Source organism: Liquorilactobacillus uvarum DSM 19971 (genome assembly GCF_001434935.1).
Lineage (GTDB): Bacteria > Bacillota > Bacilli > Lactobacillales > Lactobacillaceae > Liquorilactobacillus > Liquorilactobacillus uvarum.
In genome coordinates this window covers 48,802-63,883 of sequence record NZ_AZEG01000009.1, presented here as the reverse complement: position 1 = coordinate 63,883, position 15,082 = coordinate 48,802, and the positions used below count along the sequence as shown (strand labels likewise).

The window sequence follows — 15,082 nt, the reverse complement described above, 5'->3', positions numbered from 1 at the left end:
ATCACTCAATGTTAGAAAAAATCAAACACAAGATGCTTCGGCCCCGTCAAAAATGGGAAAAAAATTTAATCGTTCTTTGGTTTGGCACTTTTATGGCTGGAATTGCATTTAGTTTAGTAATGCCTTTTTTATCACTTTATATTGATACGCTGGGAAATTTTTCCACAAGGCAACTTAATATTTACAGTGGCTTCACCTATTCTGCAACATTTTTAGTAACGGCAATTGTTTCCCCTTTTTGGGGTCGCCTAGCCGACCGCAAAGGGCGCAAATTAATGATTCTTCGTGCTTCTTTAGGGATGGCTTTCGTAATTGGGCTTATGGGTTTTGTCACCAATGTCTATCAATTAATTTTTTTGCGGCTTATTCAGGGAGTTTTTTCGGGTTATGTTAGCAATGCTAACGCCTTAGTTGCTACAGAAACACCAAAAGAAAAAAGTGGAAGAGCCTTAGGCTTTTTAACTACCGGAGCAGTTAGCGGAACATTGTTCGGTCCATTTGTTGGTGGTGTCATTGCAGCCGTTTTTGGATATCGACTGACTTTTCTGATAACAGGAGTCATTTTAATTTTAGTTTTTTTGCTAAGTGCCTTTTTTGTACATGAAGATTACGTTCCAGCAAACACAGAGAATTTAAAAAATTCACGTGAAATTTTTCATAGTCTAAAAAATACTAAATTGATTATTGGAATGCTCATTGCTACATTTTTAATTCAGCTCGGAAACTTCTCGATCAGTCCTATTATCAGTCTGTATGTCCGTGAACTTATGCATAATGTCGGACCCATCACAATCGCAAGCGGCATTGTTGCATCAGTTCCTGGAATTGCCACGCTTTTAGCAGCTCCTCGTTTTGGAACGCTTGGTGATAGGATCGGAACTGCACGCATTCTTAAACTTGGTATGCTGTTTGCAGTAATTGTTTTTATTCCTATGGCATTTGTAGGCAATGTCTGGCAATTCGGTATACTTCGCTTTTTAATTGGTATCTCCAATGCTGCAATGTTGCCTGCTGTTCAAACACTCTTAGCTAAAAATACACCTGCATATGCAACAGGTCGAATTTTCAGTTACAATCAATCCTTTCAAGCTCTAGGAAACGTTGCAGGACCATTAATCGGTTCAAGTATTTCAGGAATGTGGAATTATAATAGTGTTTTTATTTCGACTGCGCTCATTATTTTTCTAGGTTTTTTCTGGGTCAACTTTTCAACTAAAAAAAGCTCTTCGTGATTTATAGGCGCCGATAACTTAATAAGAATTATCAAACTTTTAACCGTGCATCAAAAAAAGAGGAAGTATGGATATGTTAGTATATTCTGAATACTAAGAAAAATATGACCATTGCGCTTTTCCTTGCTATACGTAATTCAAAGTTAGCTAGACATTTTTGAATTATGAACCAATTTATACAGAATCAATGATAGAACTCGCTCAACACATAAATTTGATCAATTCCACAAAAAAGGGTTATTACAAAACGTATATGTTTTGTAATAACCCTCTTTAAAACGTATGCAATTTTTATTATTTGTTCGTAAAACCATACTTCTTGTTGAAACGGTCCACACGACCATCTGCTTGAGTAAACTTTTGACGTCCTGTGTAGAATGGATGTGAGTCACATGAGATTTCAACACGAATCAATGGATATGTGTTTCCATCTTCCCATTCAATCGTTTCTTCTGATTTTTTTGTAGAACCAGAGATGAATTTGTAGCCTGTTGCTGAATCTTGAAAAACAACTTTATGATAATCTGGATGAATTCCTGGTTTCATTATATTACACTCCTTTGCCCTGAAACATTTGCTGAATCAGAGTTATTCTTAAGTACCACAACTCAAGATATTGTATCACGAAAAAACAGCACAAGCAATTATCTTTTTCGATTATCTTCGCGTTTTGCCAGCTTAGCTTCACAATTCTTGATAAATTCGTCATTGTTTTTAGTTCTTCCAAGCATATTAATAATCTGCTCTGCACTCCTTGCCACATCGTTAGGCAGAGACTTACGCAATTTCCACATAAATTCTAAACAATCTTTGTTTAGTAGCAATTCTTCCTTGCGCGTCCCAGACTTTTTTAGATCAACTGCTGGGAATATACGCCGTTCTGCTAAATCACGTGTTAATTGAATTTCTTGGTTTCCGGTGCCCTTGAATTCCTCATAGATAACATCATCCATTCGACTACCCGTGTCAACTAAAGACGTTGCCAATATTGTCAAACTACCGCCTTCTTCAATATTGCGAGCTGCGCCAAAAAACTTTTTCGGTTTAAATAGCGCTGCAGGATCAATCCCACCTGACAGAGTTCTTCCACTGGGCGGGACAATCAAATTATAAGCGCGAGCTAAACGAGTTAATGAGTCAAGTAAAATTACAACATCTTGTTTATCCTCGACGAGGCGCATTGCTCTTTCAAGTACCAATTCAGACACCCGCACATGATTCTCTGGTTTTTGATCAAAAGTAGAATAGACTACTTCCCCATCAATAGTTCGCTCCAAATCGGTAACCTCTTCTGGACGTTCATCGATCAGTAGCAGAATCAATTTTGCTTGCGGATAATTTTTAGTAATTCCGTTTGCAATTGCTTTTAACAAACTCGTCTTGCCAGCTTTAGGCGGAGCCACAATTAAGCCTCTCTGACCAAAACCGATCGGAGCAAACAAATCTAAAATGCGAGTCGCTGTTCTGCTGCGAGTTGTTTCTAAAATCATTTGCCGCTCGGGATATAACGGAGTTAAAGCTGGAAAATGCGGCCGCTGTTTTGCCTCTTCAGGATGTTTTCCATTCACACTATCCACATGCATTAGACCATAGTAACGCTCTTTTGGTTTAGGTGGACGTGCTTTGCCAGCCACTAAATCACCATTGCGTAAACCAAAACGGCGGATTTGGGAAGAAGAAATATATATATCCTCTTGCGAGGATCCATAGTTGATTGGTCGCAAAAAGCCATATCCATCTTGTTGCGCGGTTATATCTAAAACACCGGACATATAATAAAAGCCCTGTTTTTCTGCCTGAGCTCTAATTACAGCAAGTGAAAGTTCTTTTTTATTCATTTGGCTATAATATGGTATTTTAAATTCACGCGCATAACTATAAATTTCTTTTAACGTTTTATCCTTTAAATCAACTAATGTTAAGTTTTCCGTAATACTCTCCCCTTCAGGTTTACTCGAAACAAGTTGATCATTCTTGATTATTCCTTCAAGTTGTCATTTTCCTCAATGATTTGAATATCAACTGATAAACCTCGCAGCTTGTCAACAATACGCTCATATCCCCGTAAAATATTTTCAGCCTTAATAATCGTTGTTGTCCCTTTAGACATCAAAGCAAGTCCAAGTAAGGAAACACCAGCTCTAATCTCACTTGCTTCAACCGTTGTACCTTGCAGCGAAACTGAATGTCCCACCGTAATAACACCATTACTGCTTGAAATTTTTCCACCCATTCTCTGCATTTCGGGTATATGTTTGATTCTTTCAGGATATAGCGTATCAATAATTTTACTATCTCCTTGTGCCTTCATCAGTAGCGGTGTTATCGGCTGCTGTAAATCGGTAGCAAATCCAGGAAAGGGCGCTGTTTTAACAATCACTGGTGCTAAATGCTCCCCACCCCTGACATAAATACTATCTTCATTAACTTCAAGATAGACACCCATTTCAATTAATTTAGCAATAAATGGTTCTAAATGCTCGGTTATGACATTCTTAACTAGGACACCATCCCCATTTGCTGCTGCAAAAGATAAGTATGTGCCAGCTTCAATTCTATCTGGAATAATTGTATGTGTATTCGTAGCTTTAAGGCTGTTTACCCCCTTAATTCGAATCACGTCAGTACCTGCACCACGGATTTGCGCACCCATATTATTTAAAAAAGTTGCTAAATCAACTATTTCTGGTTCTTTAGCCGCGTTCTCAATAACAGTCGTCCCTTTTGCTTTGACCGCAGCTAAAAGAACATTAATTGTTGCACCTACAGAAACAATATCGAAAAAGATACGCGCTCCATGCAAGCCTTCTTCGCCTGTTCTAATATGGACAGCATCATTCTTTTCGATAACTGTTGCCCCTAAAGCTTCAAAACCCTTTATATGCTGATCTATCGGCCGCGGGCCAATATTATCTCCACCCGGGAAACCAACAATTGCTTCGCCAAAGCGTCCCAAAAGCGCGCCCATGAAATAATATGAAGCACGTAAACTTTTAATTGCTCCACCTGGTAGTGGAACTTTTTTTATTTTAGTAGGATCAACGTACAATTCACCATGGCTGAATGTTGATTCAACATTCATTGATCTTAAAATCAGCATTAAGTTATGTACATCCAAAATATCAGGAACAGAATCAAACGTAACTGGAGTATCCGCTAAAATTGCGGCTGGTATAAGGGCAACTGTACTATTCTTGGCTCCACCAATAGTGACTTCACCTGACAGTTTCTGCCCTCCTCTAATAATCATTTTTTTCATTTTTCTATAAATCCCCACTCGACTATTGAACAATAAGAAATCCCAACTCTGTTAAAATCATACATGCAAAAGTACCCAAAAAATAAATGTACGCTAACATAGGGCACGAAATGTGCCTCTCTTCATCATACAAGATAGATGCTATGGTTTCAATCCAAAACAATTAAATTAACATAATTATTCTCAAATTTTCATCAAAAAATTTGTTGCATAATCCTTGCTCATTTTAACATTCATCTAAAAAAACTCAATGAATACTGTTTGCCTTATCACCTTCTAAAATTTTTAAAATGACCATATAGATCTAGTCATCAAAATCTAATTTTTCTGCTCTAACAGATCCACCCAAAATCAATTTTTTAGCAATACTATTATCAAAACAAAAAGAACGATACAAAATAACATTTGCATCGTTCTTTTTAAGCACTACAGTATGCCGAAAATTCTGCTCACTAGAATTGAAACCTAATTTATATCCCCCACACTAGGTTCACCAAACCAACCTTATACGTTCATTTATGAATTACTTATAACCAAAATCAGATTTGTTTGTAGCATGTTATCTGCGCTTAAAATACCCAGTTTCAATTTACATTTTCTTTATTACTGTTGATTTCCAGTGTAACTATTTATAAAATCAAGAAGCAATTTTTTTTCATCACTGTCCGGTGAATATTTGTTCATTTTTATACCGTGAACCTTCTCAACAGACAGATGACTCGCCAAAGAAATTGCCGCATCCGTTACATGATATTTTTCTTGAAACAAAACCAATTTTTCTGCTAAGGAAACTACTTGGCCGTCTTTCATTCCAATTCCCCCCAAGATATTTCAAAATTACGTATATATCTAGGATACCACATTTGATCATGCTTGGAGGAAGCTGTTTTTTAATTACGCATTAGCGCAAGATTTAACAAATGCATGAAATAGTCCTTCTGGTCGTTGAGGCCGTGAAAGAAATTCAGGATGATATTGTGATGCAACAAAGAACTTATTGTTTGGAAGTTCAACAACCTCAACAAGCCTATTATCAGGCGAGGTTCCTGCAAAGATCAAACCATGCTCAGTAAAGCTTTTACGGTACCCATTATTAAATTCATAACGATGGCGATGACGTTCTTGAATAACATCCTCGTTGTCATACGCAGCAGCGGTTACTGTCTCTGGCATCAATCTGCATGGATAAAGACCTAAGCGCTGCGTTCCTCCCATATTTTCAACATCTTCCTGGTCAGCCATCAAGTCAATGATATTATTCTCACATTTTGGATCGACTTCAGTTGTATTTGCATCTTCAAGCCCTACAACATTCCGGGCAAATTCAATACATGCCATCTGCATTCCAAGGCAAATTCCCAAGAAAGGAACATCTTGTTCACGTGCATAGCGGATTGACTCGATCATGCCTTCAAGTCCACGATCTCCAAAACCGCCAGGAACAATGATACCATCGAATACACCGAGTTTGTCAGCGACATTTTCTTTAGTAATTTTTTCTGAATCGAACAACTGAATATTGACATCAGCATTAATTGCAAATCCAGCATGTTTTAATGCCTCCACTACCGAGATATAAGCATCTGGTAATTTTACATATTTTCCAACAAGAGCTATCTTGACCGTTTTTTCCAAATTCTGAACGCGCTTTGTCAAAGCTTCCCAAGTCTTCATATCAGCTTCAGGTGTTTTCAAGCGCAGATGTTGACAGACAATCTCATCCATATGCTGTGCCTTAAGGTTTAACGGAATCTGATACAATGTATCAACATCCATCGATTCTATTACTGCTTCTGGCTCAACATCACAAAAACTTGCTATTTTATTCCGCATACTCTGTGAAATTGGCTTTTCCGTCCTAACTACTAAAATATTTGGTTGAATACCTAATCCTCTTAACTCTTTAACACTATGTTGTGTCGGTTTTGTCTTCATTTCACCGGCTGCACGCAGGTAAGGAACCAATGTCGTATGAATATATACCACATTGTCGCTGCCAACGTCCGATTTCATTTGACGAAGTGCCTCTAAAAATGGCAAAGATTCAATATCTCCCACAGTTCCGCCGACTTCGGTAATGACAACATCGGCATTGGTCGTTGTCCCTGCACGCATAACCTTTTCTTTAATCATATTAGTAATATGCGGAATGACCTGAACCGTTGCGCCTAGGTAATCACCGCGACGTTCTTTTTTTATGACCTCTGAATAAATCTTCCCCGTGGTTACATTTGAATACTTGTTTAAATTATTATCAATAAAGCGTTCGTAATGCCCCAAATCCAAATCAGTTTCTGTACCATCATCCGTTACAAAAACTTCCCCATGCTGATATGGACTCATTGTCCCAGGATCGACATTGATATACGGATCGAATTTTTGGATCATTACTTTCAACCCTCTATTTTTCAATAATCTTCCAAGAGAAGCAGCTACAATCCCTTTTCCCAATGATGAAACTACGCCACCTGTAACAAAAATATACTTGGTCATTACAATTCTCCTTTGATTAGTAAATTGAGGGCCGCAGCAAAAAGAATTATACTATTGAGATAACCCAATAAAAATAACAAGCTCCCTATTCATTCGGAATAGGGAGCTTGTAAATATCTCCGTACAATGCCTAACACTCACATGCAAGGCGCCCAATAAGAATTTTACAAAAAAACTATCGAACAGTCAAGCATCAATTACTCGTTATTGTCATCATTATCAATCTCATCATCAGATAATTCAGAGAGTTGACCTTCGATCCCATCAGGTAACTCTTCTTCATCTTCAGGGTCATCAATATCATTTAAATCGTTGCTGTATTCTTTCAATTCATGATCCTCATCTTCAGAGTCATAGTCGACTGCTAAATCTTCATCTTCAGGATCATCGTTATTGTAATCAATAACATCATCATCATCCGCTGCATCCGCCATAAAAGCATTAACTTTTTTACGTTTTTTACCCTTAGGCATATCGTTTTCTTCTTCTTCGACATGGATAACAGCTTCATCAATAGAATCATACGGATACCATGAGCGTAATCCCCAAAGATTATCCCCCAACGAAATGAAACTGCCATCGATATTTAAATCTGTATAAAATTGAGAAAGACGTTCTCTTATCTCCTCATCACTTTTTCCAAGATACTCTTGGATTTCATTTGCCAAATCAGCAAAGGGCATCACGTCTCCATGACGCTTCAAAATCACACGAGCAACTTCGATCATAGATAACTCATTTTTGTTGGCATCCTTGAATTTTTCTAGCTCCAAACTGGTACACGTCCCTTCTACAGTCTAGACTTTATCATACAATTTTATGCCGTAAATTGCAATCTTAATTTATAATCTCCAAGCAATTCTTCGCCATTGTATAGTAAATAATCAATTTTAATCACGCCAGACAAAGGATTATCCCTTATTGTGACATTCAAAACAGGCGTAATTGTTTCAATTGGAATATCCCCAACTGATGTACGGTAAAGAGCTGCAATTCTTTGATTATTTCCAAAATACAATTTCATTTGAACATCTGCTTGTTTGCGTGTTAATTGGATGATTCCATTTTCTGAGATCTTAAATGTAACAGTTGCCCTATTTTCTTCTTCCAGATAGCGTAAATAAAGCGATGGTCCTATCTGAAACAATTGTCCCTGGAATTTTTTAGCATAATCACTGATTTTTCCATCTTGATTTCGCTGAGTTTTCAAATAAATCAAAACCGGAGTTCCTTTTGCCAAAAATACCCACCACCTTTTTTCATTCTTTTTTCCATTATATATCAAAACAATAAATTTGGTCACTATTTTAGGATTCGTATTCCTTGCAAGCCCGTGCGCTTCACATAAGATTAAGTTATAATTGAGGTTAAAAGACAAACTGCTTTTTTATAACAAGCTTAAGGAGTTGAAGACCATTACAGCTTACAGAGACAAAATGCTACCTATGGAAAAAGTCTTAAGAGATCCTATTCATAACTATATCTTTATCCAGCATCAGATTATTCTTGATTTAATCAATACACGTGAATTTCAGCGGCTTCGCCGTATTCGACAGCTTGGAACTGCCAGCAGTACCTTCCATGGTGCTGAACATTCACGTTTTACACATTCTGTCGGAGTTTACGAAATTACGCGCCAAATATGCGACCTTTTTCAGCGGAACTACCCTTCAAAAGCAAAAGATGATGGTTTATGGGATGACCATGAACGTCTAGTAGCCTTATGCGCAGCATTGCTTCACGATATAGGCCACGGACCTTATTCACACACTTTTGAACACATCTTCCACACAGATCACGAAGCAATAACTGCTGAAATTCTGACTTCTTCAACAACTGAGGTCAATCAGGTTTTAAGACGCGTTTCCGCTGATTTTCCGCAAGAAGTTGCAAGTGTTATTCAAAAAACATATCCAAATCCTCAAGTCGTACAGATGATTTCCAGTCAAATAGATGCAGATCGGATGGATTACCTCTTACGTGATTCTTACTATACTGGAACAAATTACGGAACATTTGATTTGACTCGTATCCTGCGCGTTATGCGTCCTTACAAAGAAGGAATTACTTTTCATATTAGCGGGATGCATGCTGTCGAAGACTATATTGTTAGTCGCTTTCAAATGTATCAACAAGTTTACTTCCACCCAGTCTCACGTTCGATGGAAGTTATTTTAAGCCATCTTTTAAAACGAGCCCAAGTTTTATATGAAAATAATGAACTGGATACGGCAATAACACCACATCTGCTACTTCCTTTTTTTGAGAACAATTTTTGCTTGTCTGATTATTTGAAGCTGGATGATGGCGTCTTAACAACATACTTCATCCATTGGTGCGAAAGTCCAGACAAGATACTGAACGACTTAGCAAACCGCTTTCTTAATCGTAAGCCCTTAAAATCAGCCAGATTTAACTCTCAAACAGCCAGACTACTGCCTAAATTGCGTATTTTAGTCAACGAAGCTGGATACAATCCAGAGTACTACACTGCCACCAATGATAGCTATGATTTGCCCTATGATGCCTATGACCCTACAAGTCAAAAACGACGTACCCAAATTGAATTAATGCAAGATGACGGTACCTTAGTGGAACTCTCAACTATCAGTAATCTTGTTGCTGCTATAACTGGCAAAGTCTCTGGAGACGAAAGGTTTTTCTTTCCAAAAGAAATGCTTGCAGAATCAAGTCAAGGCGAAATTTTTGCACCTATTTACAAAAAATTCCAAAACTATATAAAAAATGGGCGCATAACCGCACTCAAATAGTTTTATCCCAGTCTATTACGTAGCAACGTGTATCACCAAATATTCAACACCTTGCTCTTAAAAATTAGCTGGTATAGAAAATCAAAAACGATATTTGTGAAATAGATATAGTAGATTGCAAATATAGTTTACCCTTACTGTGAGCACTTCATGCTTAAACGAAAAAACTTACTAACAAAATACATTATTTTGCATAACATAAGGGTAACCAATAGGAGCTAGGTCAAAATACAACTTGTGACCCGGCTCCTACTTTTTTGCAGTTGCAATTTATTTCCATACTCAAGATTTGTGCGATAAAAACTAAATTTTATTAAGCGACGATATTTGTGAAATTTTCACTATCGTTTATGTAAAAACAAATCTCTCTATTATAGCTCTGTTTCACTTCAAATCCCTAAATATTAAGTATATAATGATATTATAATTTAGCTCATATATTTAGCTTGGTTTTTTATGACATTATTTAATAAAAATTTCACAAATATATTTTATATGAAAAACCATTTTAAACTTAAATATTTTAAAAGATAAACTACTTTTTTACTATTGTTATCCGCACTCGGTTTTGGTCGAGTGACTGCTCAAACTATTGGCAGTCACGACGTGAAATTAGATTGAGGGACATATAAAAATTGAAGAAGTAAATACTATTAAAACAACTCTTAGAATATTGATATCACATATAATCGCATTTTTTTATTCAAAGATTGCAAGTCTATACTATTATTGATCAATCAGGAGGATTATGATATGAATAAAAATTTAGTTAATAATGACTTCGCTGATATAGTTTTTAACCGCCATTCTGTTCGTTTATTCGATTCAACAGTGAAAATCACACGCAAAGAGCTGCAAGCTATGATAGCAGAAGCAACCACTGCTCCCTCTGCCTGTAATTTGCAATCATGGCATTTTGTTGTAGTCGACACGCCAGAAGCAAGGGAAAAAACAAAGAAAGCAGTGCTGAAGTTCAATTATCCACAAATAGATACAGCTTCAGCCATCATTTTTATTGTTGGCGACACACAATCACATGAGGTTTATCGTGATGTATGGCAAAAAGTCTATGAAAATCATAAAATAACTAAAGAGCGTTTGGATCAGATTTTTGGTACGTTTTTACCAATGTATGAAAATGCAACGCCTGATTTTTTGAAACTCGATGCAACAATTGATAGTTCGATTGTTGCTACACAGTTAATGTTAATTGCTCGTGCTCATGGCTATGATACTAATCTATTTTCCGGTGTTGATTTTGAAAATATTATTCCAGCACTTGAGCTTGATCCCAAACGATATATTCCGGTGATGGGAATTGCGATTGGGAAAGCCACAGAAAAACCTTTACTGACTGACCGTTATGATGCAGCAACATTAACAAAATTCTTATAAGAAAGAAACTAAACCGCGATATTCATTAACTTACCACCTACGTAAAAATTTAAAAACCGTGATCTCAGAACAAAATGTAGATTAGGTGCAAAAAGTTGGCAAAAAGATACTTCTACTAAAGAGTGGCTTAATTCTAAAATTTTGAGCAGAAAATCGGCGGTCAAAACCACTAATTTTATTTTTAAACACCAAAACAAAGAAGAGATTGTTGAAGATCTGTAACGATTTTCAACAATCTCTTTTCTTTTAAGAAATTTGTGACTCAAGCTCCTATTGTGACGTTATATTATACGAATTAACGGAGCCCAATTGTTAGGAAATCTCGGTTAGCCGCATCTCAATACTTAGCCACTTTCCAACAGATTTGCTGATTCAATCAATATTCTAAATCATCACAGAGTAACTAAGATTGCGCAAAGAATAAAGATACTTCCCGCTGCTAAACAGCTCCGCCCCAACTTGCTGCTTTGAATCGGCGCGTTTTTTAAACGTCCAACTTCTCTAACTTTAATTTTATTTTTTTGATACTCTTCGTCTGTCTCACCCTTTTTTTTGTGGCGAAACCAGCCTGCCAATAAATGAGCCTTTAATAGAACATCAACAACACTAACACATATTAAAAATAAGCCTATCACAAATGCAATATTTGAAATCAAAATTCCATAATACCCCAGCCTTGCTACTAATAAAAAGATTGCTGCGATTAGCGAAAGTGTAATTAATGCTTTTAAATAAATTTTCCGTTTAACCCACTGCATATACTTCTCCAATAAAATTGATTTGCCATTCAACCGTCTTGCCTATTGGCGATGGCCATATTAATTCACCTGAACATATTCTCCTGACACTTCGTTCATTTTTTGCACAACTTGAGTTGAAACTGCAAAACGATACATACCCTTCAAATTCGAAACTGCTGTATTATTGGGACTTGTATGCCTGATCTCAATCTGATAACTATCGCTATCTATTTTTTGTATATAATATTGATCTCCAGCTTCTTGCGGTATACCTGCCGCTGCTCGGAATTTGGCTAGGACTTCTGTATCAGTCAAACCATTGGCAACAGAAGAAACCTGACTATTCGTTGCTGAAGAAATTGAACTTCCGGTTTTCTTCTCATATTCTGAACTAACAATTTTTGAACTTCGCGCATTAGTATAGCCACTGCTTGCTTGTGTGCCAGCCGTGCTGTTATCCGTAGTGCTGGCCGCACTCGTAGAGCTGGAGTTACTACTTGAATCGGGTGTGGTTCCAGTACTTGCAGACTGAGCCTGAGCAATCAAATCTTCATATTTTTGCGCTTTAGATTGATATGCCGCAACTGCTTGGTAACGGGAAGGCAATGATTTTAGCGCCTCTAAACTTCCACCCGCAGCTGAAATTTTCTGTGCATTATAGTAATCACCGACTTCAGCATAGTATACACGTGCTAGTTTAGCTGATTGATATTCTTTCTTAACAGCATTGATTTGTTTAACCAAACTTTTAGGTGTATTCACTCTGTCAAGTTTTGCCAAATACTCACCTGTTTTTGTCAGCTTATCCTCTGTAACAGCTTTTTTCGCTTTTAACAAATATCCGAGATTCTGATGCAGTTTCTCGGCTTTTTCATTTTTGGAATCCTTCGCAACTACTTTTTCCAATCTACTGTATGCCTGCTGAGGTGCATTATTCCTAAGGGCATCTAATGCCTTTTGGTACCCATTAGCCACTAATGACGCTCTGCTAGAAGAATCTTTATCTGTTTGCTTGCCACCCTGGTCTGTAGAACAAGCAGCCAGCACCGTAGCTAAGATGACAATTCCTGCCCCCCTAAGAAATCTTTGACTGATGTTATTCACTTCTTCATCCCCCTGAACTAGCGCATTTTATGGGTTCATTATAACACGTAGTCAAGCACATTAATATTAATGGCTTCTTACTTATTTTTTTTGCGCTGTCTGGCTAATTTATGGACCATTAGCTCACTTGTAACCCAAATAATCATTATTACTGCGATTGATGCATAAAGTACAAGCATCGTTTCACCTACAAAAATTTTAGAGTTCAAATAATACCCAAATGAAGCTTGCAGTTTATACAATAAAATGAACAAAGCCAAATTCCCCCCAAACATACCAAAAAATAGCGTATTGAACGTCATCCCCATAATTTGCTGTCCAATGTTTCTTCCACTCTTGCGTAGATCACTTAACTCAATCTCAGGTTTTTGTTCAATTATTTCTTGGAGCCCACTTGAAACCGCAATTGCTGCTTCTGCTATTGCCCCTAGTGTACTCAAAACTGTAGCTGAAATCATAATTGCTTCAAAATTTACACCTACTGCAAGATTAAAAGCCTCAATTTCTTCAGAGTCTTCATTGCTGAAGCCTTGAATCTGTGCGGCATGTTCGATTGGGACAATCAATAACAACATAACGATCATTACAAGTATCGTAGCTAAGAAGGCAATATCAGTCTCACTTTCCCCGCTGTTGCCCATATAGATCGTAATTGCCAAAATGCATATTCCGCTAAAAAAAGAGACTCCGATAGCTGGAACTCCTCCCGCTATCAAAACAACGGTTATAAATAACAGGGAAAAGTTAATCACTAAGCTAATAAAAGAATACACTCCATTACGTCCACTTGTTGCAAACATCAGCAAAGCCAAAATAAGAGTCAAAGAAGTCATTGTTGTCATCTATCTCGTCCTCCTAAAGCAGCCGCAGCTAATAAACTGGCTGACGGAATAACCAAAGTGATCCCGATACCGCTAATAATTGCTTGAACCATTCCTAATGACATTGTCCATTCAAAAGTATAACCGAATGAGTTTCCCGTTCTAAAGTAAAGCACCGCTAAAGTAAATGTTTCAGCAAAGAAAATTAACAGCAAAACGTTGATCAGCGGACCCATAATCTTTTTCCCAACTTGCCTACCAGAATTAAATAACTGCTTAAAATGAATCTTTGGCTGACTCCGTTTTAGTTCAAACAATGTTGAAACAATATCCGTTGCCGCGTCCATCACTGTCCCTAGTAATCCTATTACACTAGCAGATAAAAATAGTTGTTTGGGAGCTTGTGTTGCAAAATCCAAGGCTTCATAATGCATCCCCTTGTCCTTAGTCAACCACATCGCCGTCACAGTAATCAGCAGTGCTGTTGTCGTTCCAAAAAAAATTGCGGCAAATGTTACTAAACACTGTTTATTCCATCCGATTACAAGAATCAAAGTTAAAGCCGTGAAAATAATTGCACTGATTGCATAAATCCAAAAAAAAGAAGTTATATTCCACATTACATCAAGCTGAACAACAATTAAAAATAAAATAAAATTGAGGATTACGCTCACAATTGATCTCAATCCATTACTTCGCATAACAATAAATAACAGCATCAATATCAGCCAACACAGCATCAGCAAATACGTATCGCGTTTATAGTGCGATATAGAAATAGTCTTTTTCCCCTCTTTTTGATAAACATTGACAAAAACCTGTTGCCCTACATAAAATTTTTGATCCATCCCTTTTGACAAAGTATATGTATTGCGGACTTTAAAACTCTTATCTTTGTTCTTACCATTTAATATTTTGCCTGTTATAATTTGATTTGTCTGTTGATCATGATTTTTAAACTCATCAACTGTCCCTTTCGTCTCACCATTTTTTACATGTGTTATTCTCAAAATGGGTTGTTTGTACAAAAAAGCATCTTTAGTGGTGAAAAAATAGAGTAAACATCCACTCAATATGATGAGCAGTCCCATAATAAAATCTCTTTTTGTGAGCTTCATACTATAATTGCTCCCTCTCCTTAATCTTCTATCCAAAAGTAACATGACTAACATTGCAAAACAAAGAAAAATCCGTATTCTTAAACAAAACAAAGCATTATTTTTTCACTTTTCTTCTTGTTTGGAACCCAAAACGTTCTACCGCTTCT

General features: G+C 36.9%; 15 protein-coding genes. 3 read left to right on the top strand and 12 right to left on the bottom strand.

From position 1 onward, the window contains the following. Positions 1–8: 8 nt before the first annotated feature. Entirely contained in the window at positions 9–1,232 is a 1,224-nt protein-coding gene (locus FD20_RS06105; protein WP_057736752.1) for a multidrug efflux MFS transporter, read from the top strand. A gap of 294 nt (positions 1,233–1,526) precedes the next feature. Here FD20_RS06105 and FD20_RS06100 read toward each other — a convergent pair whose 3' ends face one another. From FD20_RS06100 to FD20_RS06070, 8 genes are all read right to left on the bottom strand, one after another. Next, entirely contained in the window at positions 1,527–1,778 is a 252-nt protein-coding gene (locus FD20_RS06100; protein WP_057736750.1) for a type B 50S ribosomal protein L31, read from the bottom strand. Between the two features lie 98 nt (positions 1,779–1,876). Next, entirely contained in the window at positions 1,877–3,166 is a 1,290-nt protein-coding gene (gene rho / locus FD20_RS06095; RefSeq protein WP_057736748.1) for a transcription termination factor Rho, read from the bottom strand. A gap of 44 nt (positions 3,167–3,210) precedes the next feature. Then, positions 3,211–4,491, bottom strand: a complete 1,281-nt coding sequence (locus FD20_RS06090; RefSeq protein WP_057736747.1) for a UDP-N-acetylglucosamine 1-carboxyvinyltransferase — start codon at positions 4,489–4,491, stop codon at positions 3,211–3,213. A 304-nt stretch (positions 4,492–4,795) separates the two neighbouring features. Further along, complete coding sequence (locus FD20_RS14005) at positions 4,796–4,918, bottom strand: hypothetical protein (protein WP_268871942.1); 123 nt, start codon at positions 4,916–4,918, stop codon at positions 4,796–4,798. 176 nt (positions 4,919–5,094) lie between these two features. After that, positions 5,095–5,301, bottom strand: a complete 207-nt coding sequence (locus FD20_RS06085) for an LBP_cg2779 family protein (RefSeq protein WP_057736745.1) — start codon at positions 5,299–5,301, stop codon at positions 5,095–5,097. Positions 5,302–5,385: 84 nt separating this feature from the next. Further along, positions 5,386–6,984, bottom strand: coding sequence for a CTP synthase (locus FD20_RS06080; protein ID WP_057736743.1), 1,599 nt, complete (start codon positions 6,982–6,984; stop codon positions 5,386–5,388). A 197-nt stretch (positions 6,985–7,181) separates the two neighbouring features. Then, positions 7,182–7,757 (bottom strand): DNA-directed RNA polymerase subunit delta, encoded by a 576-nt coding sequence (gene rpoE, locus FD20_RS06075; RefSeq protein WP_057736741.1) that lies wholly within the window; start codon positions 7,755–7,757, stop codon positions 7,182–7,184. Positions 7,758–7,801: 44 nt separating this feature from the next. Further along, positions 7,802–8,224, bottom strand: coding sequence for a YwiB family protein (locus FD20_RS06070; RefSeq protein WP_057736739.1), 423 nt, complete (start codon positions 8,222–8,224; stop codon positions 7,802–7,804). Between the two features lie 196 nt (positions 8,225–8,420). Between FD20_RS06070 and FD20_RS06065 the strand changes: the two genes are divergently transcribed. Next, positions 8,421–9,755, top strand: a complete 1,335-nt coding sequence (locus FD20_RS06065) for an HD domain-containing protein (protein WP_057736738.1) — start codon at positions 8,421–8,423, stop codon at positions 9,753–9,755. Between the two features lie 753 nt (positions 9,756–10,508). After that, a complete protein-coding gene (locus tag FD20_RS06060) occupies positions 10,509–11,150 on the top strand; it encodes a nitroreductase family protein (RefSeq protein WP_057736736.1) in 642 nt (213 codons plus the stop codon). 392 nt (positions 11,151–11,542) lie between these two features. Here FD20_RS06060 and FD20_RS12950 read toward each other — a convergent pair whose 3' ends face one another. The 4 genes from FD20_RS12950 to FD20_RS06040 all read right to left on the bottom strand — a co-directional run bounded on the left by FD20_RS12950 (position 11,543) and on the right by FD20_RS06040 (position 14,933). Further along, positions 11,543–11,908 (bottom strand): DUF3899 domain-containing protein, encoded by a 366-nt coding sequence (locus FD20_RS12950; RefSeq protein ID WP_083489059.1) that lies wholly within the window; start codon positions 11,906–11,908, stop codon positions 11,543–11,545. A 60-nt stretch (positions 11,909–11,968) separates the two neighbouring features. Then, a complete protein-coding gene (locus FD20_RS06050; RefSeq protein WP_057736734.1) occupies positions 11,969–12,994 on the bottom strand; it encodes a hypothetical protein in 1,026 nt (341 codons plus the stop codon). Between the two features lie 77 nt (positions 12,995–13,071). After that, positions 13,072–13,836: a YibE/F family protein gene (locus FD20_RS06045; RefSeq protein WP_057736732.1), complete on the bottom strand. Its 765-nt coding sequence runs from the start codon at positions 13,834–13,836 to the stop codon at positions 13,072–13,074. Beyond that, positions 13,833–14,933, bottom strand: coding sequence for a YibE/F family protein (locus FD20_RS06040; protein WP_057736729.1), 1,101 nt, complete (start codon positions 14,931–14,933; stop codon positions 13,833–13,835). Before FD20_RS06040 ends, FD20_RS06045 begins: the two co-directional genes overlap by 4 nt. Positions 14,934–15,082 lie beyond the last annotated feature (149 nt).

Coding starts and splice junctions, on each gene's coding strand:
- FD20_RS06105 (WP_057736752.1), top strand. CDS start 9: ATGTTAGAAAAAATCAAACACAAGATGCTTCGGCCCCGTCAAAAATGG.
- FD20_RS06100 (WP_057736750.1), bottom strand. CDS start 1,778: ATGAAACCAGGAATTCATCCAGATTATCATAAAGTTGTTTTTCAAGAT.
- FD20_RS06090 (WP_057736747.1), bottom strand. CDS start 4,491: ATGAAAAAAATGATTATTAGAGGAGGGCAGAAACTGTCAGGTGAAGTC.
- FD20_RS06085 (WP_057736745.1), bottom strand. CDS start 5,301: ATGAAAGACGGCCAAGTAGTTTCCTTAGCAGAAAAATTGGTTTTGTTT.
- FD20_RS06080 (WP_057736743.1), bottom strand. CDS start 6,984: ATGACCAAGTATATTTTTGTTACAGGTGGCGTAGTTTCATCATTGGGA.
- FD20_RS06065 (WP_057736738.1), top strand. CDS start 8,421: ATGCTACCTATGGAAAAAGTCTTAAGAGATCCTATTCATAACTATATC.
- FD20_RS06060 (WP_057736736.1), top strand. CDS start 10,509: ATGAATAAAAATTTAGTTAATAATGACTTCGCTGATATAGTTTTTAAC.
- FD20_RS12950 (WP_083489059.1), bottom strand. CDS start 11,908: ATGCAGTGGGTTAAACGGAAAATTTATTTAAAAGCATTAATTACACTT.
- FD20_RS06045 (WP_057736732.1), bottom strand. CDS start 13,836: ATGACAACAATGACTTCTTTGACTCTTATTTTGGCTTTGCTGATGTTT.
- FD20_RS06040 (WP_057736729.1), bottom strand. CDS start 14,933: ATGAAGCTCACAAAAAGAGATTTTATTATGGGACTGCTCATCATATTG.